The sequence below is a fragment of the Actinotalea fermentans genome (assembly GCF_007991475.1).
Taxonomy (GTDB): Bacteria; Actinomycetota; Actinomycetes; order Actinomycetales; family Cellulomonadaceae; genus Actinotalea; species Actinotalea fermentans.
In genome coordinates, this window is sequence record NZ_BJYK01000011.1 from 1 (window position 1) to 26,085 (window position 26,085).

At 75.3% G+C, this 26,085-nt stretch carries 25 protein-coding genes; 7 read left to right on the plus strand and 18 right to left on the minus strand.

Annotated features, from left to right (window positions below; all coding sequences use genetic code 11):
* Positions 1–134: 134 nt before the first annotated feature.
* The gene (locus tag AFE02nite_RS15320) at positions 135–737 is read right to left on the minus strand and encodes a carboxymuconolactone decarboxylase family protein (RefSeq protein ID WP_034246253.1); all 603 of its coding nucleotides are present in this window, start codon (positions 735–737) and stop codon (positions 135–137) included.
* Positions 738–941: 204 nt separating this feature from the next.
* Here AFE02nite_RS15320 and AFE02nite_RS15325 point away from each other — a divergent pair, with 204 nt between their 5' ends.
* Positions 942–1,409 carry a VOC family protein gene (locus AFE02nite_RS15325; RefSeq protein ID WP_186814583.1) on the plus strand — a complete coding sequence of 156 codons (468 nt, stop codon included), beginning with the start codon at positions 942–944 and terminating at the stop codon, positions 1,407–1,409.
* Between the two features lie 13 nt (positions 1,410–1,422).
* On the opposite strand, the gene AFE02nite_RS15330 is transcribed toward AFE02nite_RS15325, so the two are convergent.
* Positions 1,423–2,220, minus strand: a complete 798-nt coding sequence (locus AFE02nite_RS15330) for a sulfite exporter TauE/SafE family protein (protein WP_034246252.1) — start codon at positions 2,218–2,220, stop codon at positions 1,423–1,425.
* 74 nt (positions 2,221–2,294) lie between these two features.
* Between AFE02nite_RS15330 and AFE02nite_RS15335 the strand changes: the two genes are divergently transcribed.
* The gene (locus AFE02nite_RS15335) at positions 2,295–4,142 is read left to right on the plus strand and encodes an ABC-F family ATP-binding cassette domain-containing protein (protein WP_146819978.1); all 1,848 of its coding nucleotides are present in this window, start codon (positions 2,295–2,297) and stop codon (positions 4,140–4,142) included.
* 9 nt (positions 4,143–4,151) lie between these two features.
* Here AFE02nite_RS15335 and AFE02nite_RS15340 read toward each other — a convergent pair whose 3' ends face one another.
* Positions 4,152–5,009 carry a transglutaminase-like domain-containing protein gene (locus tag AFE02nite_RS15340; RefSeq protein WP_052113693.1) on the minus strand — a complete coding sequence of 286 codons (858 nt, stop codon included), beginning with the start codon at positions 5,007–5,009 and terminating at the stop codon, positions 4,152–4,154.
* 101 nt (positions 5,010–5,110) lie between these two features.
* Here AFE02nite_RS15340 and AFE02nite_RS15345 point away from each other — a divergent pair, with 101 nt between their 5' ends.
* Positions 5,111–5,797 (plus strand): AMIN-like domain-containing (lipo)protein, encoded by a 687-nt coding sequence (locus tag AFE02nite_RS15345; RefSeq protein WP_034246272.1) that lies wholly within the window; start codon positions 5,111–5,113, stop codon positions 5,795–5,797.
* A gap of 21 nt (positions 5,798–5,818) precedes the next feature.
* Here the strand turns inward: AFE02nite_RS15345 and AFE02nite_RS15350 are convergent, their stop codons facing one another.
* The 6 genes from AFE02nite_RS15350 to AFE02nite_RS15375 all read right to left on the minus strand — a co-directional run bounded on the left by AFE02nite_RS15350 (position 5,819) and on the right by AFE02nite_RS15375 (position 12,640).
* Positions 5,819–6,058: a TM2 domain-containing protein gene (locus tag AFE02nite_RS15350; protein WP_052113695.1), complete on the minus strand. Its 240-nt coding sequence runs from the start codon at positions 6,056–6,058 to the stop codon at positions 5,819–5,821.
* A gap of 67 nt (positions 6,059–6,125) precedes the next feature.
* Positions 6,126–6,767 (minus strand): CE1759 family FMN reductase, encoded by a 642-nt coding sequence (locus tag AFE02nite_RS15355; RefSeq protein ID WP_034246274.1) that lies wholly within the window; start codon positions 6,765–6,767, stop codon positions 6,126–6,128.
* Positions 6,764–7,912, minus strand: coding sequence for an LLM class flavin-dependent oxidoreductase (locus AFE02nite_RS15360; protein ID WP_034246283.1), 1,149 nt, complete (start codon positions 7,910–7,912; stop codon positions 6,764–6,766). Before AFE02nite_RS15360 ends, AFE02nite_RS15355 begins: the two co-directional genes overlap by 4 nt.
* Before the next feature lie 344 nt (positions 7,913–8,256).
* Complete coding sequence (locus AFE02nite_RS15365) at positions 8,257–9,249, minus strand: SDR family oxidoreductase (protein WP_034246285.1); 993 nt, start codon at positions 9,247–9,249, stop codon at positions 8,257–8,259.
* 27 nt (positions 9,250–9,276) lie between these two features.
* Entirely contained in the window at positions 9,277–10,593 is a 1,317-nt protein-coding gene (locus tag AFE02nite_RS15370; RefSeq protein ID WP_034246287.1) for a TrpB-like pyridoxal phosphate-dependent enzyme, read from the minus strand.
* 124 nt (positions 10,594–10,717) lie between these two features.
* Positions 10,718–12,640, minus strand: coding sequence for an oxidoreductase (locus tag AFE02nite_RS15375; RefSeq protein ID WP_034246289.1), 1,923 nt, complete (start codon positions 12,638–12,640; stop codon positions 10,718–10,720).
* 190 nt (positions 12,641–12,830) lie between these two features.
* Here AFE02nite_RS15375 and AFE02nite_RS15380 point away from each other — a divergent pair, with 190 nt between their 5' ends.
* Positions 12,831–14,540, plus strand: coding sequence for a DUF885 domain-containing protein (locus tag AFE02nite_RS15380; RefSeq protein WP_034246295.1), 1,710 nt, complete (start codon positions 12,831–12,833; stop codon positions 14,538–14,540).
* Positions 14,541–14,568: 28 nt separating this feature from the next.
* Here the strand turns inward: AFE02nite_RS15380 and AFE02nite_RS15385 are convergent, their stop codons facing one another.
* From AFE02nite_RS15385 to AFE02nite_RS15405, 5 genes are all read right to left on the minus strand, one after another.
* Positions 14,569–15,915: a sensor domain-containing phosphodiesterase gene (locus AFE02nite_RS15385; protein WP_052113696.1), complete on the minus strand. Its 1,347-nt coding sequence runs from the start codon at positions 15,913–15,915 to the stop codon at positions 14,569–14,571.
* Between the two features lie 151 nt (positions 15,916–16,066).
* Entirely contained in the window at positions 16,067–16,402 is a 336-nt protein-coding gene (locus AFE02nite_RS15390; protein WP_034246291.1) for a hypothetical protein, read from the minus strand.
* Positions 16,389–16,811 (minus strand): hypothetical protein, encoded by a 423-nt coding sequence (locus AFE02nite_RS15395; RefSeq protein ID WP_261765663.1) that lies wholly within the window; start codon positions 16,809–16,811, stop codon positions 16,389–16,391. The genes AFE02nite_RS15390 and AFE02nite_RS15395 overlap by 14 nt, the downstream gene beginning before the upstream one ends.
* Positions 16,808–18,037 carry an NRAMP family divalent metal transporter gene (locus AFE02nite_RS15400; RefSeq protein WP_034246293.1) on the minus strand — a complete coding sequence of 410 codons (1,230 nt, stop codon included), beginning with the start codon at positions 18,035–18,037 and terminating at the stop codon, positions 16,808–16,810. The genes AFE02nite_RS15395 and AFE02nite_RS15400 overlap by 4 nt, the downstream gene beginning before the upstream one ends.
* Positions 18,034–18,489, minus strand: a complete 456-nt coding sequence (locus tag AFE02nite_RS15405) for a hypothetical protein (RefSeq protein ID WP_146819979.1) — start codon at positions 18,487–18,489, stop codon at positions 18,034–18,036. The genes AFE02nite_RS15400 and AFE02nite_RS15405 overlap by 4 nt, the downstream gene beginning before the upstream one ends.
* 112 nt (positions 18,490–18,601) lie before the next feature.
* Between AFE02nite_RS15405 and AFE02nite_RS15410 the strand changes: the two genes are divergently transcribed.
* A complete protein-coding gene (locus tag AFE02nite_RS15410) occupies positions 18,602–18,931 on the plus strand; it encodes a NifB/NifX family molybdenum-iron cluster-binding protein (protein WP_034250482.1) in 330 nt (109 codons plus the stop codon).
* A gap of 68 nt (positions 18,932–18,999) precedes the next feature.
* On the opposite strand, the gene AFE02nite_RS15415 is transcribed toward AFE02nite_RS15410, so the two are convergent.
* Positions 19,000–19,842 carry an ABC transporter permease gene (locus AFE02nite_RS15415; protein WP_034248920.1) on the minus strand — a complete coding sequence of 281 codons (843 nt, stop codon included), beginning with the start codon at positions 19,840–19,842 and terminating at the stop codon, positions 19,000–19,002.
* Entirely contained in the window at positions 19,839–20,651 is an 813-nt protein-coding gene (locus AFE02nite_RS15420) for an ABC transporter ATP-binding protein (protein ID WP_052114041.1), read from the minus strand. The genes AFE02nite_RS15415 and AFE02nite_RS15420 overlap by 4 nt, the downstream gene beginning before the upstream one ends.
* A gap of 71 nt (positions 20,652–20,722) precedes the next feature.
* Between AFE02nite_RS15420 and AFE02nite_RS15425 the strand changes: the two genes are divergently transcribed.
* Together AFE02nite_RS15425 and AFE02nite_RS15430 are read left to right on the plus strand one after the other, a co-directional pair.
* Positions 20,723–21,487 (plus strand): TetR/AcrR family transcriptional regulator, encoded by a 765-nt coding sequence (locus AFE02nite_RS15425; RefSeq protein ID WP_034248919.1) that lies wholly within the window; start codon positions 20,723–20,725, stop codon positions 21,485–21,487.
* Between the two features lie 123 nt (positions 21,488–21,610).
* Positions 21,611–23,458, plus strand: coding sequence for a DEAD/DEAH box helicase (locus AFE02nite_RS15430; protein ID WP_146819980.1), 1,848 nt, complete (start codon positions 21,611–21,613; stop codon positions 23,456–23,458).
* Between the two features lie 6 nt (positions 23,459–23,464).
* Here the strand turns inward: AFE02nite_RS15430 and AFE02nite_RS15435 are convergent, their stop codons facing one another.
* The gene (locus AFE02nite_RS15435; RefSeq protein ID WP_146819981.1) at positions 23,465–24,937 is read right to left on the minus strand and encodes a xylulokinase; all 1,473 of its coding nucleotides are present in this window, start codon (positions 24,935–24,937) and stop codon (positions 23,465–23,467) included.
* A complete protein-coding gene (locus tag AFE02nite_RS15440; protein WP_034248560.1) occupies positions 24,934–25,992 on the minus strand; it encodes a zinc-dependent alcohol dehydrogenase in 1,059 nt (352 codons plus the stop codon). Before AFE02nite_RS15440 ends, AFE02nite_RS15435 begins: the two co-directional genes overlap by 4 nt.
* Positions 25,993–26,085: the final 93 nt, after the last annotated feature.

Genomic DNA, 26,085 nt, shown 5'->3' on the forward strand with positions numbered 1-26,085 from the left:
GGGCATCGACCCACCGGGCCCTGAGGTCGAGCTTTGTGATCGAGGTCGAAGGTTCGGACCCTCGACCTCGATCGAAACCTTCGACCTCGGCGGGATGGGCGGCACACGTGCCGGGAGGCGACCGACGGGCGGCGTCACGCCGGTGGGGCGACCTCGCCGGCGATCGGGCGGCCGACGACGAGCGCGCGGCGTACGGCGTCGGGCAGCTCGAGGAAGTCGCGGTCGGGCTGCGCGCCGACGGCGTCGAGGACCGTGCTGAAGAAGCACCGCGCCGCGGCGGCCAGCACGACCGAGAGGATCTCGTCGTCGGGCACGCCCAGCGCCCGCAGGGGCGCGAGGTGCTCGTCCGTCATGTCCGCCGCGCCGGCGGCCACCGCGTCGGCGAGCGCCATCACGGCACGGTCGCGCTCGGAGAGCTGGTCGGTGGGCTCGTCGGCGACGGCGCAGCGCAGGCCGTCGGCGTCGAGCATCCCGCGACGCAGCATCACCTGCCCGTGGGCGAGGCAGCAGTAGCTCGACCGGAGCCGGCGCGCAGCCGCGACGGTGGCGAGCTCGTACGTGCGCAGGTCCATCGACGCCTTGACCGCGCCGTTGAGCTGCGCCCACGCGGCGTAGACGGCGGGCCGGTGGGCGAACACCCGGGTGTACTCCCGGACGAAGCCGAGCGCCTCCCGGTCCGCCTCGAACAGGGCCTGGACGTCCGGCTCGGCCTCGTCCGGCCCGCTGATCCACGCCATCGCCCGCACCGTCCCCTGTTTGCACCGCCGGTGACCGTCTCAAGTGCCGATGATGCCCGCGCGCGGTACCGCACGTCGAGGTCTGCCGCCGGCTCGCGTCCGGCGACGGCGCGCGCGGGCCTGCGCGTCCACGTTGGCCGCACCGGCGCCCGCCGACCATGCTGGTGCCCTGGCCGGAACCGCCGAGCGACCTGGGAGCACACCATGCCCGAGCACGACCACCACCACGACGGCCACGCGCACGACGGCCACGCGCACGCGCATGACCACGCGCACGACCACGACGGCCACGACCACGACCACGGCCCGACGCCGGGCACCATGGCGTGGCTGGACCTGTCGGTCCCCGAGGCGGCGGCGATCCGGGACTTCTACTCGGGCGTCGTCGGCTGGACCGCCGAGCCGGCGCCCATGGACGGCTACGACGACTGGACGATGGCGAGCGCCGACGGCGAGGCCGCGGCCGGGATCTGCTACGCGCGCGGCGAGAACGCCGGGCTGCCGCCCGTCTGGATCCCCTACTTCGCCGTCACCGACCTCGACGCCGCCGTGAGCGCCGCGACCGGGGCGGGCGGCGTCGTCGTCGCCGGGCCGCAGCGCGACGGCGGCTCCGGCTACGCGGTGCTGCGCGACCCCGCCGGGGCGACGTTCGCCGTCTTCCAGGCCGGCTGAGCCGCCGGACGCGTCAGCGGCGCCGGCCCCGCAGGGCCCGCTGGACCATCTGGCCGGCGAAGGCGATCAGCAGCACGCCGAAGAGCACGTTGGACAGCCGTGGGCTGAGCAGCCCGGCGAGGCTCGCGCCGAGCGCGGACGCGACCGCTGCGGCGACCCCGACGGCCAGGCCGCTGCGCACGTCCACCATGCCGCCCCGCGCGTTCGCAACCGTCCCCGTGATCGCGGTGGGGATGATCACGAGGAGCGACGTGCCCTTGGCGACGAGGTCGCTCGCCCCGAACACGGCGATGAGCACCGGCACGATGACGATGCCCCCGCCGATGCCGAACAGGCCGGACAGGATGCCCGTCACGAGGCCCAGGGCGAGCAGCGCGGGCGCGAGCGCCCAGGTCAGCGCGATCGAGCCGTCGCGCTCGGGCAGCGACACGAACAGCTGCACGGCGGCGGCCACCAGGAGCGCGGCCAGCAGCCACCGGAACACGTCGACGCGGACCCGGCGCAGGATGCGCGTCCCGATGGTCGACCCCGCCATGGCGCCCAGCGCGACGACCACGGCCACGCCGACCGCGACGTCGCCGCGCACCGCGTAGGTGACGACGCCCGCGAGGGACGCCGGGACGATGGCCGCCAGCGACGTGGCGGCCGCCCGGCGGTCCTCCAGGCGCGCGACGAGCAGCAGCAGCGGGACCATCACGATGCCGCCGCCGACGCCGAACGTCCCGGAGAGGAGTCCGCCGGCCAGGCCGACGAGCACGAGACGGCTGAGCGCGGGACCGGCGGGGGCGCCGTCGAGGGCGGGTTCGGTCACGGGCGGCCACTCTACGACCGTCGGGGCCCGACCGCGTTCCGCCGACCCCTCGCCCGGCACCTACCCTTCTCACCGTGGCCCATCTGCTCGGCGGCGAGTCCCTCCGCCTGGAGTACCCGACGACGCTCGTGTTCGAGTCCGTGACCGTCGGCATCTCCGAGGGCGACCGGATCGGCGTCGTCGGGCGCAACGGCGACGGGAAGTCCTCCCTGCTGCGGCTGCTCGCAGGACGCCTGGAGCCCGACGGCGGACGGGTCACCGTGCGCGGCGGCGTCCGCCTCGGCGTGCTCGAGCAGGGCGACGTGCTGGACCCGGCGCTCACGGTGGGGGCCGCCGTCGTCGGCGACCGGCCCGAGCACGAGTGGGCCGGCGACGCGAAGGTGCGCGACGTGCTGGCGGGCCTGGTCGCGGACCTGCCCTGGGACGGGCTCGTCGGGAACCTCTCCGGCGGCGAGCGCCGGCGCGTGGCCCTGGCCGCGCTGCTCGCCGGTGACCACGACGTGCTCTTCCTCGACGAGCCGACCAACCACCTCGACGTGCAGGCGATCACGTGGCTCGCCGGGCACCTGAAGGCGCGGTGGGCGCCGAACGCCGGCGGCCTGCTCGTCGTCACGCACGACCGGTGGTTCCTCGACGAGGTCTGCACGGCCACCTGGGAGGTGCACGACGGCGTCGTCGAGCCCTTCGAGGGCGGGTACGCCGCCTACGTGCTCCAGCGGGTCGAGCGCGACCGGATGGCCGCCGCGACCGAGGCGCGGCGGCAGAACCTCATGCGCAAGGAGCTCGCGTGGCTGCGCCGCGGCGCGCCCGCGCGGACCTCCAAGCCCAAGTTCCGGATCGACGCCGCCAACGCGCTGATCGCGGACGTGCCGCCGCTGCGCAACCCGACCGAGCTGGCGCGGCTCGCGACGGCGCGGCTCGGCAAGGACGTCATCGACATCGTCGACGTGTCCGTCAGCTACGGCGAGCCGGGCACCCCGACCGAGCACCCCGTGCTCCGCGACGTCACCTGGCTCGTCGGGCCCGGCGAGCGCACCGGCATCCTCGGGACGAACGGCGCCGGCAAGTCCACGCTGCTCGGGCTGGTCACGGGCGAGGTGGCGCCGACGACCGGCCGGGTCAAGCGCGGCACCACCGTGAAGGTCGCCGCCCTCACCCAGGACCTCGCCGAGCTCGCCGACGTGGCGGACGAGCGCGTGAGCGACGTCGTCGCGCGCTACCGGACCACCTACGCGACGGGCTCGGGCAGCTCGGCCCGCGACCTCACGCCCGGGCAGCTGCTCGAACGCCTCGGGTTCACGAACGCCCAGCTCGCGACGCCGGTGCGCGACCTCTCCGGCGGCCAGCGGCGCCGCCTGCAGCTGCTGCTCACGCTCCTGGACGAGCCCAACGTGCTGGTCCTCGACGAGCCGACCAACGACATGGACACCGACATGCTCGCCGCGATCGAGGACCTCCTCGACACGTGGCCGGGGACGCTCGTGGTCGTCTCGCACGACAGGTACCTGCTCGAACGCGTCACCGACCAGCAGTACGCGGTGCTCGACGGCCACCTGCGGCACGTCCCGGGCGGCGTCGACGAGTACCTGCGCCTGCTGTCCAGGCGGGACGCCGCGGGGGCGACGCGCGGGGCCGCGGCACCGACGTCGGGCCCGGGCGCGTCGCCCGACCGCCCCGGGGGCGGCGGGGCCGCCGGCCCGACCGCGGCGGAGCAGCGCGCGGCGCGCAAGGAGCTGGCCGCCGTCGAGCGGCGCCTGTCCAGGCTGAACGCCGACGCGGCGAAGCTCGAGACGGCGATGGCCGAGCACGACCCGACCGACCACGTCGGCCTCGTCGCGCTGCACGGGCGGCTCGACGCGCTCACCGCGGAGATCGCCGACCTCGAGGACCGCTGGCTGGCCCTCGCGGACGCCGCGGACTGACGACAGCGCTCAGGCGTGGAGCCTGGGCTCCGCGGCGACGACGGACCGCAGCTCGCGCCACGCGGCCTCGCCGGCGGTGACGTCCGCCGAGCCGCACGCGGACGAGAGCTCGGCGAGCCGGTCCAGCAGCGGAAGGTCCGCCGCGGGCACCTCCGCCTCGAGCGGCACCATGAGCGCGCGGGGGTCCCACGGCAGGATCTCCTCGCCGGTCAGGGCGAGGACGTCACGGACGAGGTCGCCGAGCACGAACGGCAGGCCCTTCATGTCGTGGATCCCGAAGTCGTCGGGGTCCGCCGCGCCGGTGCGGCACAGCCGCCACGCCTCGCCGGCCACGACGAACCTGTCGCGCGGCGTGTCCAGCGGATCGAAGTCCAGGCCGAGCGCCTCGCGCTGGAGCTCGTCGAGCTGGGCGTCGGTCAGCACCCAGCGGCCGGCGGCCGCGTCCCATCGCTCGCACACCCAGTGGTCCTCGTAGTGCCCCGGCACGAAGTACGTCGCGAACCCGCACCGCGCCCGGGCCGGCACGCCCGCAGCCCGCAGCGCCGCCGTGAGCAGCACCGTGTGGTCGCGGCAGTTGCCGACCACCCGGCGCCCCGGCGGTCGCGTCGCCCCGAGCGCGCCCGGGTCGAGCTCGAGCGCTCGGTCGACGATCCGCCGCACCGTGCGCAGGTTCACCTCGCCCTGGCGCTCCGGCGAGAGCTCGACGCCGTAGCGGCCGGCCCAGAAGACGTGCACCATGACGCCCTGCACCGCCCTGACCAGGCCCGGGACGTCGTCGGGCAGCGCCCTGAACGCGGCCGCGTGCGGACCCGGGTCGGTGACGGCGCTCTGCTGGCGGAAGGTGTCGGCGAGGTCCGCGCTGATCATGCTCGCCATCCTGGCACCGGCGCCCGACACCGGCCCCGAAAGCCGTTCCCGGACCGTACCGACCGGCGTAGCGTCGGGCTCATCAGCCCACGGAGGCCACCATGCGCACTCGCAGGTCAGCACCCGTTCCCGCCCTCCTCTCCGCGATGGCGCTGACGCTGCCGCTGGCCGCCTGCACCGGCGACGACGGCGACACACCTCCCGAGACGGTCACCGTGACCGTCGGCCCCGACCAGGGCGAGGACGACGGTGGTCAGAGCGCGTCGCCGACGCCCTCCGCCGAGCCGTCGACGCCCGTCACCCAGAGCCCCGCGGCGGAGCCGCTGAACGAGCCGGGCGCCGACGACGCACCGTTCGTCGCGAACACCGAGCCGGACACCAACAGCGGGTCCGGCCTCGTCGAGGCGACGAACCTGCGCTTCGGCCGGCACGACGGCTACGACCGCCTCGTACTGGACCTCGGCGGGTCCGGCGAGCCGTCGTGGCGCGTCGAGTACGTCGGCGAGGCGCGCGGCCAGGCCTCCGGCGAGCTCGTGGTGCTGAGCGGCGACGCCGTCCTGCGCATGGACGTGCAGGGCGTGATGTACCCGGGCGAGGACGGCGCGGCCGACTACACCGGCCCGGACGTCATCGCGCCGCCGCCCGGCGGGGCGATCCGCGAGGTCGTCGTCGACTCGGTGTTCGAGGGGACGATGGAGATCTTCGTGGGGGTCGCCGCGGAGACGCCGTTCCGCGCGTACCTGCTGGAGAGCCCGACGCGCCTGATCCTGGACGTCCAGAACCCGTAGCGCGCCGGGGTCAGGGGCAGGTCACCAGCGGGCGACCAGCAGGCCGTTCTTGTCGCGGAAGCCGCCGACGAGGATCACGATGAAGTCGATCAGCGTCCACAGGCCGAGGCCGCCCCCGGTGAGGAGCTGCAGGACGCCGGTCCCGACCTTGCCGACGTAGAAGCGGTGCACGCCGAGCACGCCGAGGAAGAAGGCGAGCAGGGCGGCGGCCGTACGGCTGCACGGGCTCACGGGCCCGACGGGCGCGTACGCGTAGGACATGAGGGGCTCCTCGGATGACGCTCGGGCGGCCCCGCGACCGGGACCGCCCGACAACGCTAGTACGCCCTCACTGCCCTCGGAGCAGGTCCTCGAAGCTCTCGGTGAGCGCGAACGGGTCCGCGGGCGGCCGACGTTCGCTCGCCGCGACGAGCCGGGCCAGCTCGGCACCGCCCTGGGCGACGCGGTCCGCGAGCGGGGCGACGTCGTCGTCGGCGCGGACGCCGGCGGAGTGGCCGAAGTCGTCGGTGGCCGCGAAGACGCCCGTCGGGGCGACCACGGCGCCGAGGTAGGCGAACAGCGGGCGGAGCGCGTGCTCGATCGCGAGCGAGTGCCGCGCGGTACCCGCCGTGGCACCCAGCAGCACTGGCACGTCCGCGAGCGCGTCCTTCTCGACGAGGTCGAAGAACGTCTTGAACAGGCCGTTGTAGGACCCGGAGTAGATGGGCGAGACGGCCACGAGCCCGTCGGCGTGCGTGACGGCGCGCATCGCCGCACCCAGGGCCGGCGACGCGACGCCCGTGAGCAGCATCGTCGTGAGGTCCTGGGCCAGCAGCCGGACGTCGACGAGCGCGACCTGCGCCGGGATCCCGCGGGCCGCCAGCGACGCCACGGCGGCCTCGCCGAGGCGGTCCGCGAGCAGCCGCGTCGAGGAGGGCTCGCTGACGCCCGCGCTCACGACGGCGATGGTCGCCTCTCGCCGGCCGGTCATGCCGTCGCCTCGACCTTCGGCGAGCGGCCGGTGACACCGTCGGCGTCGGCGTAGACCGTGGAGTCCTGCGGGCCGCCGGCCGCCGCGACGAGCGAGGCGTGGGTGGGGGCGTCCGGGACGTGGGCGGGCCGGCCGACGGCCAGCTCGCGGCGCAGCACCGGGACCACCTCGGTGCCGAGGATCTCGATCTGCTCGAGCACGGTCTCCAGCGGGAGCCCGGCGTGGTCGATGAGGAACAGCTGGCGCTGGTAGTCCCCGACGGCGTCGCGCATGCCCGCGTACCGGTCGATGACCTGCTGCGGGCTGCCGACCGTCAGCGGGGTGAGCTCGGTGAACTCCTCCAGCGACGGGCCGTGGCCGTAGACCGGCGCGACGTCGAAGTAGGGCCGGAACTCGCGCACGGCGTCCTGGCTGTTCGGGCGCATGAACACCTGCCCGCCCAGGCCGACGATCGCCTGGTCCGCGCTGCCGTGGCCGTAGTGCTCGAACCGCTCGCGGTAGAGCTGGACCATCGCCTGGGTGTGCTCGATGTTCCAGAAGATGTTGTTGTGGAAGAAGCCGTCGCCGTAGAAGGCGGCCTGCTCGGCGATCTGCGGCGTGCGGATCGAGCCGTGCCACACGAAGGGCGCCACGCCGTCGAGCGGGCGCGGGGTGGAGGTGAACGACTGCAGCGGCGTGCGGAACTTCCCGGACCAGTCGACGACGTCCTCGCGCCACAGCCGGTGCAGCAGCGCGTAGTTCTCGATGGCGAGGCCGAGGCCGTTGCGGATGTCCTGGCCGAACCACGGGTAGACCGGGCCGGTGTTGCCGCGGCCGAGCATGAGGTCGTTGCGGCCGTCCGCCAGGTGCTGGAGCATCGCGTAGTCCTCGGCGATCTTCACCGGGTCGTTCGTGGTGATGAGCGTCGTGGCCGTGGACAGGATGACCCGCTGCGTCTGCGCAGCGATGTAGGCGAGCGTCGTCGTCGGCGAGGACGAGAAGAACGGCGGGTTGTGGTGCTCGCCGAGCGCGAAGACGTCGAGCCCGACCTCCTCGACCTTCTTGGCGATCTCGACGACGGCGCGGATGCGCTCGTGCTCGGTGGGGATGCGCCCCGTGGTCGGGTCGCGCGTGATGTCGCTGACCGTGAAGACGCCGAACTGCATCATGAGTGCTCCCGCTGTCCTGTGGTTGTTCAATCTTCAACCATCTGGCGACAGAACACAAGGCCCCCACCGTCTATTCCGCCACAGCGGCGCACGGTGCGCGATGCCGCAGCCTCGAACCACACCGCACACGAGCCCACCGACGGCGAGGCAACACCCCTCGGCGAGCACGAGCCGCCGCGCTTGGGACGCAGGGGGCTCGTGTGCCGGGTGAGGCGAACCATCCGTCCCTCACGTCACCCCCGTCACAAGAGCGGCGGCGGGTGACCGGAGACGACGGAACGGGGACGCGCAGGCCAGTACGGGTCCCGGCCCGCGCGGCGCGTGGGCCGGAGCCGCCCCGCTCAGCCCACGCGGAAGCGCTCGACCATCCGGTCGAACAGGGCGTCGAACCGGGGATCCACCACGCGGCGAGCCGGGTCGGCGTCGTGCCAGGCGACGATCTCGCGCGCGCCCTCCTCGAAGCGCACCCGGGTCGTGAAGTCCGGCACGACCGCGCGCAGCTTGCTCGTGTCGAACACCATCGAGTGGGCCTTGTCCCCCAGCAGCCACGGCCCCCACTCGGGGTCCTCCGCGGCGAGCACGTCGCTCGGCACGTGCACGATGCGCGGCTCGGCCACCCCGGCGGCCCGCGCGAGGGTGCGCGCGATCTGGTCCCACGTGAGGACGTCGTCGCCGGTGATCGTGAACGCCTCGCCGACCGTGCGGGGGTTGCCGAGCAGCGGGACGAGGCCCCGGGCGAAGTCCGTGTGGTGGGTGAGGGTCCACAGCGAGGTGCCGTCGCCGTGCACGACGATCGCCTTGCCCGCCCGCATGCGCTCGATCGCGGTCCAGCCCGCGTCGAGCGGCACGCTCGTGCGGTCGTACGTGTGCGAGGGCCGCACGATCGTGACCGGGAACCCCCGCTCGCGGTACTCGCGCACCAGCAGGTCCTCGCACGCGATCTTGTCCCGCGAGTACTGCCAGTACGGGTTGCGCAGCGGCGTGGACTCCGTGACGGGCAGCCGCTCCGGAGGCGTCTGGTACGCGGACGCCGAGCTGATGAACACGAACTGCCCCGTCCGGCCGGCGAACAGCTCGACGTCGGTGGCCACGTGCTCGGGCGTGAACGCCACCCAGTCGACGACCGCGTCGAACTCGCGGTCACCCAGCGCGCCACGCACCGAGGCCGGGTCCCGGACGTCGGCGTGCAGCACCTCGACGCCGTCGGGCAACGGCCGCGTCGCGGTCGCGCCACGGTTGAGCACGGTCAGCGCGATGCCCCGCTCCACCGCCAGGCGCACGCACGCCGAGCTGATGGTGCCGGTACCGCCGATGAACAGGACGCGCAGGGTCATGCCGAAACGATATGACCCCGCCCGGGCTCAGAGATACGCCTCGTACGCCACCAGGTCGAGGACGCCGTTGCCGGAGACGCCGATGACGACGACCTCGCCGTCGCGCGCCTGCGTGCGGACGTAGTCCAGCGCGCCCGCGATGGCGTGCGTCGACTCGGGCGCCGGCACGATGCCCTCGGCCCGCGCGAACTCCAGGCCGGCGGCGAACGTGTCGTCCTGCTCGATCGCGATGGCGCTCATCAGCCCGAGCTCGACCGCGTGCGAGACCATCGGCGACATGCCGTGGTAGCGCAGACCGCCCGCGTGGATGGCCGACGGCACGAAGTCGTGACCGAGCGTGTGCATCTTGAGCAGCGGGGTGAGCCCCGCGACGTCACCGAAGTCGTACCGGTACTCGCCCTGCGTGAGCGACGGGCAGGCGGCCGGCTCGCACGCGACGACGCGCGTCGTCGTGCCCTCGCGCAGGTTCTGGCCGATGAGCGGGAAGGCGAGGCCGCCGAGGTTCGAGCCGCCGCCGGCGCAGCCGAAGACGATGTCGGCCTGCTCCTCGCCGGCAGCCTTGAGCTGCGCGAGGACCTCCTGGCCGATGACGCTCTGGTGCAGCATCACGTGGTTGAGCACGGAGCCCAGCGAGTAGTGCGCGTTCGGGTCCTGCGCGGCGACCTCGACGGCCTCGCTGATCGCCATGCCCAGCGAGCCGGTGGTCTCCGGGTCCTTCGCGAGCATCGCGCGACCGGCCTCGGTCAGGTCCGACGGCGACGGGTGGCAGACGCTGCCGTACGCCTCCATCTGGTAGCGGCGGTAGGGCTTGGCGTCGTACGACGCGCGGACCTGCCACACCTCGCAGGTGATGCCGATGAGCGCGCACGCCATCGCGAGGGAGGCACCCCACTGCCCCGCACCGGTCTCGGTGGTCAGCTTCGTGATGCCCTCGACCGCGTTGTAGTACGCCTGCGCGACGGCGGTGTTCGGCTTGTGCGAACCCGTCGGGCTGACGCCCTCGTACTTGTAGTAGATCTTCGCCTTCGTGCCGAGCGAGCGCTCCAGCCGGTGCGCGCGGACCAGCGGCGAGGGCCGCCACTGGGCGTAGATCTCGCGGACGGTCTGCGGGATCTCGACGTACCGCTCGGTCGAGACCTCCTGCATGATCAGCGCCATCGGGAACAGCGGCGCCAGGTCCTGCGGCCCGAGCGGCTCGCGCGTGCCCGGGTGCAGGTGCGGCGGCACCGGCTCCGGCAGGTCGGCGTTGAGGTTGTACCAGTGCGTGGGGACCGTCGCCGGGACGTCGACCCCGAGGGGCTCGATGCCACGAGGGGCGGGTGCGGGGGTCGCTGCACTGGTCACGGGACGCCGTCCTTGGGGTCACGGGGAGGATGACGCGGCGAGCATAGTGCGGCGCCCGGCCCGCGAGACGGCCCCTTCCGCCCAGCGGTCACCCAGCGGTGACGCGGGAGCGCGGCCGGCCCTCTCAGAGGGTGACGGCCGCCTCGAACGCGCTGTGCACGGCGTCCCCCACGTCGCCCGGTTCCACGCAGTCGCCGACGACGTGCACCCGCGGGTCCTCGCGGTATGCGGCGCCGGACAGCGCCGTGTCCGGTCGCGTGCCGAAGGCCGTCACGACCGTGTCCGCCGGCAGGTGCACCGGGCCGTCGGGCCCCTCCGCGAGCACCCCGTGGTCCTCGATCGCGACCACGCGCCAGCCCGTGAGCACGCCCACCCCCGCCTCGACGAGGCCGCGCAGCAGCGCGTTGCGGTTCACCTCGAAGATGTCGGCGCCGATCTCGTCGCCCGCCTCGAGGACCGTCACGTCGTACCCCTTGGTCGCCAGGTACAGCGCGGCGTCCGCGCCCGACGACCCGCCGCCCGCCACGACGACGCGCGGCCCAGCGACGTCGTCGCCCATGCGCAGCACGTCCACGACGCCCGGGCGGTCCAGACCGGACACCTCGCGCGGGTGCACGGGCTGACCACCGGTCGCCAGGACCACCTCGTCGGCGTCGCGCAGCACGGACGAGCCGGGGTTGACCTCGCGGTCCAGGTGCACCGTGACCCCCAGGGACCGCAGCTGCCCGGCCCACCAGTCGACCGTCGCGCGGGCCTCGGCCTTGAAGTCCGGCTCGGCGGCCCGCCGCAGCAGCCCGCCCAGGCGCTCCGACCGCTCGTACAGGTGCACGGAGTGCCCGCGGAGCGCCGCCACGCGCGCCGCCTCGAGCCCCGCCGGCCCGCCGCCCACGACGACGACCCGCTTGGACCGGGACGAAGGCGTCACCGCGCGCAGGGTCTCGTAGCCCGCCTGCGGGTTCATCGCGCACATGATCGGCATGCCGCCCTGGACGTGCCCGAGGCAGACGTTGCAGCGGGCGCACGGACGCACGGCGCCGAGCGCGTCCGCCGCGAGCTTGCGCGGCAGCTGCGGGTCGGCGACCAGGGAGCGCCCCATGCCGGCGAAGTCGATCTCGCCGTCGGCGAGCGCCTTCTCGGCGATCTCCGGGTGCAGGGAGCCGGTCGCCATGACCGGCGCCCCGACGGCGGCGCGCAGCGCGGCGGCGTCCCCGAGCGACGGCGCGGGGCTGAGGTACATCGGCGGGACTGACCAGTGCATGGACTCGGCGGCGCCGTCGTCCGTCACCAGGACGTCCGCGCCCGCGGCCACGAGCAGCCGGGCGATCTCGATGGACTCCGGCAGCTCGCGCCCACCGGGCACGTGGTGCGTGAGGCTGAGCCGCACGCTGACGGGCAGGCCGGGAGCCGCCTCCTTGGCCGCCCGGATCAGCTCGACGGCGAACCGCGCGCGGTTCTCCGCGGAGCCCCCGTAGGCGTCCGTGCGGCGGTTCCACACCGGCGACAGGAACTGGTCCACGAGGTGCCCGCCGCGCGCGTTCACGTCGACGGCGTCGAAGCCCGCCTCGGCCGCGCGCGCGGCCGCCTCGCCGAAGCGGACCACCAGGGCGCGGATCTCGTCGGCGCCCAGGGCGCGGCACGTCTCGACGGGGTTCGCCGTCCACGAGTTGTCCGACGCGGAGACCGGGACGTCCCGGCCGGGCTCCGGCCCACCGGCCCGACCGGCGCCGACGGTGAGCTGGGCGCCGATCCGGCCGCCGGCGTCGTGCACGCCGTCGGTGAGGTAGCGCAGGTGCGGCACGTACCAGTCGGCGTCGACGCGCGTCGCCGAGCGCCCCGGAGCCTCGTGCTCGGTCGCGACGAGCATGCCGCCGACGAAGACGAGGGCCGCCCCGCCGCGCGCCCGGGCGGCGAAGAAGGCGCGGTCCCGCGAGCTCGGCGTCCCGTCGGGGTGCGCCAGGCGCAGCCGCATCGGGGGCATCACGATGCGGTTGGGCAGCTCGAGCGCACCGAACGCCCCCGGGGCCAGCAGGTGCGGGAAGGGAGCCATCAGGGCGGCGCCTCTCGTCGTCGAGCGCGGGGCGTGGCCACCGTCGCTCCGGCGGCGCAGCCCAGGACTCCTCATTCTCCGGACGAGGTACCGCGTGAACGACGGGTCAATGGTCCCGACGTGGTGGTTCGTCCCGGTGCGGCGCGCGACGGCCCCGCCGCACGGGCGCGCGGGCGACTACGGTCGCGGCATGAGCACTGCGAGCGACCACCCCGAGCCCACCCCCACCGTCCGGGAGCTCGCCGACGCCTGGGTGGAGACCCTCGCCGACCTCGACCCGGTCGTCGCGACCTCCCTCGGCGTCCGCCCGGGCGACGACCGGCTGCCGGACCTCGGCCCCGACGGCCTGGCTGCGCTCGCCGACGCCGAGCGCGCCGTCCTCGCCGCGCTGCCGTCCGCGCGCGTCCTCGACGACGACGACCGCCGCTGCGCCGCCCTGCTGCGCGAGCGCCTGGAGACGCGTCTGGCGCTGCACGACGCCGGCGAGCTCCTGGCGACCCTGCGGCCGGTCGCGTGCCCCGTGCACAACCTGCAGTCGATCTTCCTGATGATGCCGACGGCGACCCCCGACGACTGGGCGGTCGTCGCGCGGCGGATGGCCAGGGTGGCGGACGCGGCGGCGTCGTACCAGGCCTCGCTCGCCGAGGGCCTGCGGACGGGCGTGCGGAGCGCCCCCCGGCAGGCGGAGGCCGTCGCCGAGCAGCTCACGCAGTGGCTGTCGGCAGCCGACGGCGCGGGCTGGTTCGCGGACTTCGTCGCCCGGGCGGGCGTACCCACCCTCGAGGGCGAGCTGACCCGCGCGGCCGCGTCGGCGGCCGACGGCGTCGCGCAGCTGCGCGACTGGCTCACCGCCACCTACCTGCCGGCGGTCGCGGACGTGCCCGACGGCGTCGGGCGGGACCGCTACCTCCGCTCGGCGCGGTCCTTCCTCGGGACGACGGTCGACCCCGAGGAGGCCTACGCGTGGGGCTGGGGCGAGCTCGCGCGCATCGAGGCGGAGATGGTCGCCGAGGCCGACCGCGTGCGCGCCGGCGCGAGCGCCGCCGAGGCGTTCGCGTACCTCGACGCCGCGGGCGCGGCCATCGAGGGGGTCGACGAGGTCGTCACCTACCTGCAGGGGCTGATGGACGACGCGATCCGGGACCTGGACGGGCGCGTCGTGGACGTCGCGGAGCCGGTGCGCCGGGTCGAGGCGATGATCGCCCCGCCCGGGGCCGCCGCCGCGCCGTACTACACGCGCCCGTCGCTGGACTTCGCGCGCCCCGGCCGCACCTGGCTGCCGACGCTCGGCCGCACGCGCTTCCCGCTGCACGACCTCGTGAGCACCTGGTACCACGAGGGCGTCCCCGGTCATCACCTGCAGCTCGGCACCTGGGCGTACCGCTCCGGCGCCCTCTCCCGCTTCCAGACGTCGGTCGGCTCGATCTCCGCGACCACGGAGGGCTGGGCCCTGTACGCCGAGCGGCTGATGGACGAGCTCGGCTACCTGGAGGACCCCGGCGTGCGGCTCGGGTACCTCGACAACCAGCGGATGCGCGCGGTGCGCGTCGTCATCGACATCGGCATGCACCTGGGGCTGCGGATCCCGGCGTCCGCGGAGGCGGCGGGCTTCCACCCGGGGGCCACGTGGAACGCCGAGCTGGGCGAGGAGTTCTTCGCGGCACGCAGCGGGTCGCCCGCGGCGTTCGTGCACAGCGAGGTCGTGCGCTACCTCGGCTGGCCGGGGCAGGCGATCAGCTACAAGCTCGGCGAGCGCGCCTGGCTCGCAGGCCGCGCGGCCGCGCGCCGTCGGCGCGAGGCCACGGGCGGCTCGTTCGACCTCCGGGCGTGGCACACGGCCGCGTTGGGGCTCGGCTCGCTAGGGCTCGCCGACCTCGAGCGGGAGCTCGCGACGCTCTAGGTCCGCGGCCGGCCGGCGGAGGGCGGCGTCACCGGCGTCGCCCGAAGACGCCCCGGCGGCGAGGCTCCGGCGTGGGGGCCTCAGGCAGGTCCGGCTCCGGCTCGGCGACCTCCCACACCTCGGGCAGGGGCAGCGCCCGGCCGTCCCCGCCGAGCGGTGGGATGCGCCGCGCCAGGTGGCGCGCGATCCCGTGGGCCACCTCCCGGTCCTGCGTGAGCACGACCTCCAGCTCACCGTCCGGCAACGAGCGGGCGAGGAGGGCGGAAGCGCCCTTCTCGTTGATCTGCACCAGGAACTCGGTCTCCGCGAGGGGGTCGTCGTGGTCGAGGCACACCGCCCGGAGACCGGGCAGCGGCTCGGCCGGCAGGTCGGTGCCGAACATGACGTACAGCACGGGCATCGCCCCGTCCGGGAACGAGGCCGCGACCGCGGGGTCGAAGCCGCTGCGGCCCACACCGACGAGCACCACCGGCGCGGCACCCGGCGCGATGGAACCGAAGGCCAGCATGCGCGCGAGCTCCAGGAAGTGCCGGCGCTCGACGCGCCGGGGCTGCCCGTCGCAGACCAGGTCGAACGGCGACCTGACCGGCGCGTCCTCCGCGGACGGTGCGACGAGCGGGATCGGGGACCAGGGGGCGGTCACCGCCTCGGGCAGCGGACCGGGAGGCGCGAGATGGCGGCCCTGGCCGAAGGCGGCGCCCATCGCGCGGGCCCACCGCAGGTCCGCGTCGGTCTCGATGCGCTCCACGCACAGCGCCGCACCCGTGCGCTCGACGTGCCGCAAGGTGGCCGCGAGCACGGCCGACGCATCGGTCTGCGGGGCCTCACGGAGCAGGCCGAGGTCGACCTTGACCACGTCGGCGTGCACCACCGGCAGCACGACGATCGGGGCACGGCTCGAACCCACGTCGTCGACGGCGACGCCCCAGCCCATGGCGCGGGCCCGGTCGACGGCGGCGACCAGCCCGGCGGGGTCGGCGACGAGCGCTCGGTCGTTGACCTCGACGAACACCCGCAGCTGCGCCTCGGCGCGGGCTACCTCCGCATGCAGGTCGGCCGGGCACTCGGTGCTGAGGGATCCCGGCTCGGTGTTCACGAAGACGGACAGCGACGGCGGAAGGTTGGCGTCGAGGACGGCGCGGAAGGCAGCCGCTCGGGCCACCCAGTCGAGCTCGGCGACGCGGCCCGCGGCGGCCGCCGCGGCGAAGAGCTCCCGGGGGCGCTCGATCTCCGTTCCCTCGGGGCCGCGCACGAAGGCCTCAAGACCCGCGACCTGCATCGTGCGCAGGTCGACGACGGGCTGGAACACGACAGTGACGGCGCGCGCGTCGATCACCGCGCCGATGTCCGTCGTCGTCGTGCTGGTCGCCTCCATGGCCCACCTCCGGGTCGTGCTCGCGCCGCGGGGGGTGCGGCACACCGGCCGCTGCTGCCGGTCGCCGTGGGTATCGACCGGCGCGCGGCCCTTTTAAGCGGTCCACGCGGAGAGAACAGCGCTCATCGACGGGGCCGTGCCCCGGGAGACCTCAGGCGCTGCGCTCCGGCAGGTCGGTGGACCACCGGCGCGCCCCCCGGGCGAGCACGACCCGGTCCGGCCGGACCTCGACGACGTCGGCCCAGCGGACGAGGAACGCGCCGGCGTTCCCCCGGCGCAGCCACTGGGCGACGGGCCACGGGCTGCGCGCGCCGCTGCGCTCGAAGCCGAGGAACGGGACGCGGCGCCTGTCACCGACGAGGACGCCGTGGACCCGAGCCGGACCGCGCTCGCCCGACGGCAGCAGGAATCGGACGTCGACGACGAGGCCCACCCGGTGGCCGGCGGCGTCGTGCACCGGCGTGCCGAGGAGCTCACCGAGGATCATGGCGTCCCCCGGGGATGCGCGCGATGAGGTGGTCGCGGAGCCACCGCTCGGTCCACGTCACGTCGAGCTCCTCCCCGCGCACCTCCAGCTCGAGCGTGACGCCCACGCGCCGGACGGCCGACCACGGGATCCGGTACCAGCGGGCGCCCGGCTGGTGGCCGCCGAGCAGGCGCGTGTTGAGCACCGAGCCGCTGAGCAGCGCGACGACGCGCGGCGCTCCGTCGTCGGGCCCCGGGTCGGTGAGCTCGACGTCGTCGACCACCGTCACCGGGGTGCCGTCCACGTCGAGCACCTGACGGTCGAGCAGGTGCAGTCGCGCGTCGAGGAGGCGGCCGGTGCTCGGCTCGTCCAGCGGGTACGGCGCCGCGGGACGGCGCCGCGCCCGCTCCCTGCGCCGGGCCGCGTTCACGCGCCCGCCCCGGACCAGAGCATGAGCGGGATCGCCGCGAGCGACGCCGCCAGCACGACGACGAGGACCACCTGCCCGAGGGCGTTGACCACGCGACCGTTCACCTCGTCCCCCATGTACTGCGGGTCGTTCGCGACGACGAGGATCGGCAGGTAGGTCAGCGGGAGGGCCACCGCCGAGAAGACCACCGAGTACTCAGTGACCTTGATGGCGTCGACGCCCGTCATGAGGACGCCGACGCCGACGAGCAGCGCGACGATCATCGTGAGGTGGAACCGGGCCGCCTGCGCGGGCCGGCGGAACTTGCCCCACGACCAGCCCAGGTACTGCGCGACCATGTAGCCGCTCGACAGCGCCGTCTCCAGTGCCGCGCCGAACGTCGCGGCCACCACGCCGACGATGAGGAACGCCAGCATGAGCACGCCTCCCGCGGTGACCACCGGCAGCGCGACGTGGGAGAGGGACGTCACCTCGATGCCTGCCGGCAGGAGCACGACGGCGGCGCAGGCCGCGATGGCGATCGACAGCACCCCACCGAGCGGGAAGCCGACGAGGACGTCCGCGCGGGACTGCGCGACGTCCTTCTCGGTCCAGCCCTCCTCCACGCCGCCGGAGGAGAAGAAGAACACCTCGTACGGCGTCATCGCGGCCCCGAACAGGGCGACCGCGTAGTACCAGTACGTGCTCGCGTGCTCCTGCGCGGGGATCGCCGGGGCGACGGCGTCCTGCAGCAGGGCCGACCAGTCCGGGCCGAGCTGCACGAGGGCCACCGCGAACACGACGAGCGCCAGACCCAGCAGGCCGGTGACGTTCTCCATGACCTTGAACCCCGCACGCCACACCACCAGCCACACCGCGAACGCGGCCACCGGGATCCACAGCCTCGGCTCGACGGCCGTCGCGAGCTGGAGCGCGAGGGCGATGCCGCCGACCTCGGCCGTGAGCGTGAGCAGGGTCACCAGGAACGAGGCGACGAGGTTCGCGAGGGCCACCCGCGCGCCGAGCCGCTCGCGGATGATCTCGAACGTCGCCCGCCCGCTGACCGCCGCGACCCGACCGGACATGTGCGCGAACAGGACGATCCCCACGACGCCGAGCACCACCACCCACGCGAGCGACATGCCGAACCGCGCCCCGACGACCGCGTTGGTGACGATGTCCCCGATGTCGAGGAAGCCGCCGATCGCGGTGAGGATCCCGAGGGCGACGCCGAGCAGCCGCTTCATGCCGGCTCGATCTCGTCGGCCAGCGCGGTGAGCGCGTCGGCGGCGTCGCGCAGGGCCCGCGCGACGCCCGCGCCGTCGCCGTCGCGCCCGCCGGTCGCCCAGGCGCGGGCCTCGACCAGGGCCGCCCGCGCGTCGTCGGTCGCGGCGAGCACCCGCTGCTGGTCGTCGGCGTCGGCCCCGGTCGTGACCTGGCGGCCGGCCACGGCGGTCTCGGCCGCGAGGACGTCGGCCAACCCGTCGGCGAGCACCGTGTCGAGCAGGTTCGTGGTCGCACGGCCCTCGCCGGTCAGCTCCACGGCGAGCGCGCCGCTCGTGGCGGCCGACGCCGCCTCCTGCGCCGCCCGCGCGAACGCGCCCGGCGTGCCGCCGTCGTGGGTGGCGCAGCCCGATGCCAGGCCCACGGCTGCGACCAGGGCGACGACCGCCCGGACGACCCGCCGACGCGCGCGCATCGTCCCAGGATGATCGCGCTCCCCGGTGCCCGCGCGTCGAGCGGTGGCCGACGGTCCTGTGCCGCGGGCCGACGACCTGCCTACGGTGGACCTCCCGGACAAGGAGAGACCCATGATCGTGCTCGTGAACGTCACCCCGGACGGCCAGGTCGGCGGCGGCTGGGGCAAGGCCCCGCGCATCGCGGTCGCCGAGGTCACCGACGGCGCCGTGACCGCCTGGACCGAGCACGACGTCGAGTGGGACCGCCTGCACGACGAGGGCGAGCACGGGTCCCACCACGCCCGCATCGTGCGGTTCGTGCGCGAGAACGCCGGCGAGGTGATCGTCACCGGTCACATAGGCCCGCCGATGCAGCACACGCTCGGCAAGCTCGGCGTCCGCCTGGTGCTCGACGCGACGGGCGACGCGCGGGCCGCGGCGGTGGCCGCCGCGCAGGGCTGAACCGCCCAGGACCGACCTGGACCGCGGGCGGCGGCGTGCGGGCGCCCCCCGCACGCCGCCGCCCGTGCTCAGGCGCCGAGCCGCCGGAACGCGCGGGTGGCCAGCGGCACCGCCACGGCAAGGAGGACGGCGGGCCAGGCCACGGCCAGCGCGACGGCGTGCTCGCTCGCCCAGGTGAGCCCGGTCACGCCGGGGTTGCCGAACAGCTCGCGGACCGCGGACGCCGTCGACGACAGGGGGTTCCACTCCGCGGCCACGCCGAGCCAGCGGGGCATCGTGGCCGGGTCGAGGAAGACCGTCGAGAGGAACCCGACCGGCCAGACCAGGATCTGCACGGCGGCGACCGACTCCGGCCCCGACGCCCGGAGACCGAACAGCAGCCCCAGCCAGAGCACCGCCAGCCGCAGCCAGAGGAGCAGGACGTAGGCCAGCACGGCCGCGCCGAACCCGCCCTCCGGGCGCCAGCCGAGCGCGAGGCCCGCCAGGCTCATCACCGTGAGCTCGAGCACCGACGCCGCCAGGTCGGCGATCACCCGCCCGAGCAGCACGGAGCCCGAGGAGATGGGCAGCGACCGGAACCGGTCGGTGAGGGTGCGGGCCGCGTCGGTCGCGACGGCCGTCATCGTCGCCTCGACGCCGAACAGCATGGTGAGCGTCAGCACGCCGGGCACGACGAACGGCATGTAGGCGCCGGCCGTCCCGGCGATCGCCCCGCCGAACAGGCCGCCCATCATGAGCACGATGAGCACCGGGAAGAGCAGCTGGACCGCCAGCGCGCCCGGCCGGGTGCGCCAGTGGTCGAAGGTCCGGCCGGTCAGCGTCCAGGCGTCGCGCCAGAGGGTGGGCGCTCGACGCACGGCCGGGCCGCCCGACGCGCCGACGAGGGGCAGGTGGGTGAGGGACTGGCTCATCGGGCCACCTCCGCGTGCAGGTGCAGGTAGACGTCCTCGAGGGTCGGGGGGCGCAGCACCATCTGCGGCTCACCCACCAGCCGCCCGAGCTCGGCGGGCGTGCCCGTCGCGATGACGCGGCCGTCGCGCAGGATGACGACGTCGTCCGCGAGCTCGTCCGCCTCCTCCAGGTACTGGGTGGTCAGCAGGACGGTCACGCCGTCGTCCGCGAGCGCCCGGACGGCGTGCCAGATCTCGCGGCGCGCCTGGGGGTCGAGCCCGGTGGTCGGCTCGTCGACGAACAGCACCTCCGGCGTCGTGACGAGGCCTGCGGCGAGGTCCAGCCGCCGGCGCATGCCGCCCGAGTAGGTCGCGACGGACCGGTCGGCCGCGTCCACGAGGCCCGCCCACGCGAGCAGCTGGTCGGCGCGGGACCGCGCGTCGTCGCCGGTCAGCCCGCTCAGGCGACCGAAGAGGACGAGGTTGCGCCGGCCGGAGAGCACCTCGTCGACGGCCGCGCTCTGGCCGACGAGGCCGATCGCCGCGCGCACGGCCGCCGGCTCGCGCCGCACGTCGCGTCCCGCGACGTGCACCTCGCCCGCGTCCGGCTGGGTGAGCGTCGTGAGCACCCGCACGAGGGTGGTCTTCCCGGCGCCGTTCGCGCCGAGGAGGGCGCAGATGCGGCCCCGCGCGACGGCGAGGTCGACGCCGTCGAGCGCCGGGCGGTCCATGCCGGGGAAGGTCTTGTGGACGCCGCGGGCGTCGATGGCCAGGGCGTCGGTGGCGAGGGCAGCGGCAACGCCCGCGTTCGAGGGTGGGCTGGGGTTCATGGCACCTCCGGATGGGTTGGATCGTACACTGTACGGTACGGCGTACGGCTCGGCAACCCTAGGATGCGGCCATGGCAGCGCGCGGAAGCGGGGACCCCGCCCGGCTCGTCGGTCTCCTGTGGGCCGCGAGCGGGTCCGGCGCGGCCCCGGGCCGCACCGGGCTGTCGACGGCGCGGGTGGTCGACGTCGCCGTCACGCTGGCCGACGAGGAGGGCCTGGCCGCCGTCACGATGCGCCGGGTGGCCGACGCCCTCGGCGTCGGCGCGATGTCCCTGTACACCTACGTGCCCGGCCGCGCCGAGCTCGTCGAGCTCATGCTCGACCGCGTCGCCGCGCAGGTCTACGACGGCGGCGACCTGCCGCGCGACGTGCGCGAGGCCGCCGGGTGGCGCGCGGGGGTCCTGCGCGTCGTCGACGCCAACTGGGCCCACCACCTGCGGCACCCGTGGACCATCGACGTCCCGCCCGCCCGCCCCGTGCTCGGCCCGGGCGTCACCTCGAAGTACGAGCTCGAGCTCGCGCCGCTCGACGGCATCGGGCTGTCCGACCTCGAGATCGAGCACGTGCTGTCCTCGGTGCTCGGCCTGGTCGGCCACGCCGCGCGGTGGACCATCGGCGTGGAGCGGGTGCGGGCCGAGACGGCGCTCACCGAGCTCGAGTGGTGGGAGACGGTGGGTCCCGCGCTGGGCGCGGCGATGGGCGGCCGCTCGTTCCCCCTCGCCGAGCGCGTCGGGAGCGCCGTCGGCGAGGCCGTGCAGGCCGCCGACGACCCCGAGCTCTCGATGCGCTACGGCGTCGAACGGCTCCTGGACGGGGTCGCCGCGCGGCTCCGGTAGACTAGGGCCGTCGCTTTCCCCTGTGTCGCGCCCCCGCTCTGCGGGAAACGCGCGGGTGTGCAGCCGGACGACCGGCCGAGTGTTCGGGATGGGCGACGACGCCACCGACGACTTGGATCCCTGATGACTGCTGCCCTGTCCGCGCCCTCTGCTGCCCTCGACACCCCTGGGACGGCGGCGGAGACGGCCCCCGAGACCCTCCACGAGACCGTCTCCGAGACCATCCCCGAGACCATCCCCGAGACCGCTGTGATCCCCGGCGCCGACGGCGTCGACCTCGCCGACCTCGGCCTGCCCGAGCCGCTCCTGCGCGCCGTGGGCGACCTCGGCTTCGTGCGCCCGACGCCCGTCCAGGAGCAGACGATCCCGGCGCTGCTCGCCGGCCGCGACCTCATCGGCGTCGCGCAGACCGGCACCGGCAAGACCGCCGCCTTCGGCCTCCCCCTTCTCGCCGGCGTCGACCCGAGCGTCCGCGGGGTGCAGGCGCTCGTCCTGGTCCCCACCCGCGAGCTCGCCCTCCAGGTGGCCGACGCCGTCGCCTCCTTCGCCAAGCACCTGCCCGGCGTGCGCGTGGTCGCCGTCTACGGCGGCGCCCCCTACCTGCCGCAGCAGCGCGCGATCGCGGGCGGCGCGCAGGTGGTCGTCGGGACGCCGGGCCGTGTGATCGACCACCTCGACCGCGGCTCGCTCGTGCTCGACGACGTCCGCACCTTCGTCCTCGACGAGGCCGACGAGATGCTGCGCATGGGCTTCGCCGAGGACGTGGACCGCGTCCTGTCGTCCGCGCCGGCCGAGCGCCAGGTCGCCCTGTTCTCCGCGACCATGCCCCCCGGCATCGTCGCCGTCGCCGAGCGGCACCTGCGCAACCCGGAGCGGGTCGCCGTCGCGCGGCAGGCCACGACCGCCGCCGGGGTGCGGCAGTCGTACGCCGTCGTGCCCTTCAAGCAGAAGGTCGAGGCGCTCACGCGGGTGCTGGCGACCACCGACGCCGAGGCGACGCTCGTCTTCACGCGCACCCGGGCGGGCGCCGAGGAGACCGGCGCCGCGCTCGTGTCGCGGGGCATCGCCGCCGCGACCCTGTCCGGCGACGTCGCGCAGAAGGACCGCGAGCGCATCGTCGAGCGGCTCCGCGCGGGGACGGTCGACGTGGTCGTCGCCACCGACGTCGCGGCGCGCGGCCTGGACGTGGACCGCATCGGGCTCGTGGTGAACCTCGACGTGCCGACCGAGCCCGAGAGCTACGTGCACCGCATCGGCCGTACCGGTCGCGCCGGTCGCGCGGGCCAGGCGCTGACGTTCGTCACGCCCGCCGAGCGCGGACGCCTGCGGGCGATCGAGCGCACCATCCGCGCGACCCTCGAGGAGACCTCGATCCCGACGGGCGAGCAGGTCACTGCGCACCGCGTGGGCCAGCTCCTCGCCGAGGCCGCCGGGCGGGAGCCCGAGGGGCTGTTCCGCCGCGCCGTCGCCGAGCACTGCGCCGCGACCGGGACCGACGCCGCCGGCCTCGCCGCCGCGCTGCTCGCCGCCGCGGTCGGGCCGATCCCCGAGGACATCACCGCCACGCCGCTGCAGCAGGCGCGGGGTGCGCGCTCGGGCGACGGCAAGGTCGGCTTCGCCGAGGAGCCGCGCCGCCGCGCGTCGCGCGCCGTCGCGGGCACCCGCTACCGCGTCGCCGTCGGGCACACGCACGGCGCACGGCCGGAGCACATCGTCGGCGCGATCACCAAGGAGGGCGGCCTGCGGGGCGCCGACCTCGGCAAGATCGACATCTTCGCCTCGTTCAGCCTGATCGAGATCGCCGGGGACCTCTCCCCCGAGACGTTCCGGCGCATCGGCGGCGCGCGCGTCGCCGGCCGCCCGCTGCGCATCGCGGTCGACCGCGGCCCGCGCAACCCCGCCACCGACCGCGGCCCGCGCAGCCCGCGCGCCGGCGAGGACCGCGGGGCGGGCAAGCCGCCCCGCCGCTGAGCCGGGTCAGGCGAGCGCGGACAGGTCCGCGAAGACGTCCCGCAGCTGCGGGTAGAGCCGGCGGTGCACCCCGGCGAGCCGGGCGTAGGCGTCCCCGGCGGCGGGGTCGGGCGCGACCTCGCTGCCCGGGGGCTCGCCGACGGCCGTCGGGTCGCCGCCCGTGAGGAACGCGTGACCCAGCAGCGCCGCGCCCGCCGCGCTCACCTCGCCCGCCGAGCACACCCGGACCGGCCGCTGCACGACGTCGGCCACGATGCGCACCCACAGCTCGCTGCGCGCCCCGCCGCCGACCGCACGCAGGTGCTCGACGGGCCGGCCCGTCGCGGCCTCCAGGCGCTCCAGGTGCAGCCGCAGCTCGAACGCGACGCCCTCGAGCACCGCGCGGTACAGGTGCGCCGGCGTGTGGCGCCCGTGCCAGCCCACGACGGCGCCGCGCGCCAACGGGTCCCAGTACGGCGTCTGCGCGGCGTTCCAGTACGGCAGCACGAGCAGGCCCTCGGCACCGGGCGCGACCTGCGCGGCCGCGGCCTCCATGTCGGCCACCGTCGTGCGCCCGCCGCCGAACCGCTCCCGCGTCCACGTGGCCAGGTACGCCGCGGCGTTCAGCACCGTCTCCAGCGTGTACTCACCCGTCGGTACGCCGGCGAGCGTGCGGAACGCGTCGTCGGTCGCGTACTGCGGGGACTGCACGCCCATGACCATCGAGGTGCCCAGGTTCAGGTACGCGATGCCGGGCCGGGTCGCCCCGAGCGCCAGCCCGGCCGCCTGCCCGTCGCCGATACCCGCCACCAGCGGGACCGGACCGGGCAGGCCGAGGTCGGCGGCGACGTCGGGCAGCAGGGGCGCGATCTCCTCCCCGGCCGGGACCAGCGCCGGGAGCTGCTCGGCGCGCACGCCCGCGAGCGCGAGCAGCTCGGGCGACCAGTCGAGGCGCCGCAGGTCGAACAGGCCGAGCGTGTCCGCGGACTGCGTCGCGGTCGCCCAGCGCCCGGTGAGCCGGTGCGCGAGGACGGCGTGCACGTCGCCCACGCGCGCCGCCCGGGCGAGGACGTCGGGCTCGTGGCGCGCGAGCCACGCGAGCTTGTAGATCGCCGGCGTGGTGTCCGGGGGCTTGCCCGACAGCGCGTGGACCTGCGTCGAGCCGAGCTCGGCGATCTCCGCGTGGGCCCGCCCGTCCAGCCACAGGATCGCGGGGCGCAGGGGGTTCCCGGCGTCGTCGGTGCAGACGAACGTCTCCCGCTGGTGCGTGAGGCACACGGCGGCGACGTCGGCCGCCCGCCCGCTGGCCGCCACGGCCCCCGCGATGGCGGCCCGCGTCGCCGTCCACCACTCGCCCGGGTCCTGCTCGTGCCACGCCGGGTGCGGCGTCGCGGTGGCGATGGGGTGGGCGGCCTGCCCGACGACGGTCCCGTCGGCCTCGACGACGACCGCCTTCGCCGCGGTGGTCGAGCAGTCGACGGCGACGACGAGCGCGCTCACGCGGTCACCGCCCCGGGTGCACCGGGCGTACCCGGCGCAGCCGACGCGCCCGGCGTGACGACGACCTTGTGCCCCGTGCGCGCCGCGGCGACGGCGAAGGCCTCGCCCGCGCGGTCGATGCCGAACGTGTGGGAGACCACGGCACGCACGTCGACCGCGCCGTCCGCGACGAGCGCCGTCGCCCGCGGGTACACCTCGCCCATGCGGCGCGAGAGCCGCAGGGTCAGGCCCTTGCGGCGCGCGGTCGAGGCCGGGAACGTCGTGCGGTCCTCGTCCGGGATCCCGGCCAGGACGACCGTCGCGGCGGGCCGGACGGCTTCGCACGCGATGCGCACGGCGTCGTCGGTGCCCGCGATCTCCAGGGCGAGGTCCGCGCCGCGGCCCGCGGTGGCGTCCGCGAGTCGGGCGAGCAGGTCCGGGTCCCCGGGGTCGAGGACGACGTCGGCACCAAGCGCGGCCGCGGCGGCGCGCCGGTGCTCGAGCGGCTCGACGGCGATCACGCGCCCCGCGCCCGCGACCCGCGCGAGCTGGACCGCGCACAGCCCGATGGGCCCGGCACCGACCACGACGACCGTCCACCCCACGCGCGGCTTGCCGAGGTCCAGCGCGTGCAGCGCGACACCCAGCGGCTCGAGCATGGCGACGTCGGCGTCGGACAGCGCGTCCGGGACCGGGTTCAGCAGGGCCGTCGGCCAGGCCATGAGCTCGCGCATCCCGCCGTCGTTGTGGCCGTGCCCGGCGAAGCGGACGTGCGGGCACATGTTGCGGTGGCCCTCGAGGCACGTCTCGCAGACGCCGCAGGCACGGTTCGGGTCGACCGCCACGCGCCGCCCGTCGAGCGGGCCGCCCTCGACCACTCCGCCGATCTCGTGGCCGAGGACCAGCGGACGGTCCAGCGCCGCGTCGCCGATGGTCCCGGCGGTGAACCAGTGCAGGTCGGAGCCGCAGATGCCGACGGCGCTCACGCGGACGAGGCTCTCGTCGGGCCCGGGCTGCGGCGCCGGCTCCTCGCTCACCCGCACGTCCGTCACCCCGTGCAGCCGCGCCACCTTCATGGGTTCGAGCCTAGACGAGCGCCCGCCGCCCCCCACCGGGACCCCCTCCGCCCCGCCGCGTGTCGGGTTGTGTTGACTTATGTTCGAATTCGA

Bases quoted from the DNA above. Each gene is read 5' to 3' on its own strand.
- AFE02nite_RS15430 (WP_146819980.1), top strand. From the start codon at position 21,611: ATGACTGCTGCCCTGTCCGCGCCCTCTGCTGCCCTCGACACCCCTGGG.
- AFE02nite_RS15355 (WP_034246274.1), bottom strand. From the start codon at position 6,767: ATGACCGGCCGGCGAGAGGCGACCATCGCCGTCGTGAGCGCGGGCGTC.
- AFE02nite_RS15340 (WP_052113693.1), bottom strand. From the start codon at position 5,009: ATGATCAGCGCGGACCTCGCCGACACCTTCCGCCAGCAGAGCGCCGTC.
- AFE02nite_RS15345 (WP_034246272.1), top strand. From the start codon at position 5,111: ATGCGCACTCGCAGGTCAGCACCCGTTCCCGCCCTCCTCTCCGCGATG.
- AFE02nite_RS15390 (WP_034246291.1), bottom strand. From the start codon at position 16,402: ATGATCCTCGGTGAGCTCCTCGGCACGCCGGTGCACGACGCCGCCGGC.
- AFE02nite_RS15420 (WP_052114041.1), bottom strand. From the start codon at position 20,651: ATGAACCCCAGCCCACCCTCGAACGCGGGCGTTGCCGCTGCCCTCGCC.
- AFE02nite_RS15400 (WP_034246293.1), bottom strand. From the start codon at position 18,037: ATGAAGCGGCTGCTCGGCGTCGCCCTCGGGATCCTCACCGCGATCGGC.
- AFE02nite_RS15380 (WP_034246295.1), top strand. From the start codon at position 12,831: ATGAGCACTGCGAGCGACCACCCCGAGCCCACCCCCACCGTCCGGGAG.
- AFE02nite_RS15350 (WP_052113695.1), bottom strand. From the start codon at position 6,058: ATGTCCTACGCGTACGCGCCCGTCGGGCCCGTGAGCCCGTGCAGCCGT.
- AFE02nite_RS15320 (WP_034246253.1), bottom strand. From the start codon at position 737: ATGGCGTGGATCAGCGGGCCGGACGAGGCCGAGCCGGACGTCCAGGCC.
- AFE02nite_RS15375 (WP_034246289.1), bottom strand. From the start codon at position 12,640: ATGGCTCCCTTCCCGCACCTGCTGGCCCCGGGGGCGTTCGGTGCGCTC.
- AFE02nite_RS15325 (WP_186814583.1), top strand. From the start codon at position 942: ATGCCCGAGCACGACCACCACCACGACGGCCACGCGCACGACGGCCAC.
- AFE02nite_RS15425 (WP_034248919.1), top strand. From the start codon at position 20,723: ATGGCAGCGCGCGGAAGCGGGGACCCCGCCCGGCTCGTCGGTCTCCTG.
- AFE02nite_RS15360 (WP_034246283.1), bottom strand. From the start codon at position 7,912: ATGCAGTTCGGCGTCTTCACGGTCAGCGACATCACGCGCGACCCGACC.
- AFE02nite_RS15385 (WP_052113696.1), bottom strand. From the start codon at position 15,915: ATGGAGGCGACCAGCACGACGACGACGGACATCGGCGCGGTGATCGAC.
- AFE02nite_RS15405 (WP_146819979.1), bottom strand. From the start codon at position 18,489: ATGCGCGCGCGTCGGCGGGTCGTCCGGGCGGTCGTCGCCCTGGTCGCA.
- AFE02nite_RS15415 (WP_034248920.1), bottom strand. From the start codon at position 19,842: ATGAGCCAGTCCCTCACCCACCTGCCCCTCGTCGGCGCGTCGGGCGGC.
- AFE02nite_RS15410 (WP_034250482.1), top strand. From the start codon at position 18,602: ATGATCGTGCTCGTGAACGTCACCCCGGACGGCCAGGTCGGCGGCGGC.
- AFE02nite_RS15440 (WP_034248560.1), bottom strand. From the start codon at position 25,992: ATGAAGGTGGCGCGGCTGCACGGGGTGACGGACGTGCGGGTGAGCGAG.
- AFE02nite_RS15365 (WP_034246285.1), bottom strand. From the start codon at position 9,249: ATGACCCTGCGCGTCCTGTTCATCGGCGGTACCGGCACCATCAGCTCG.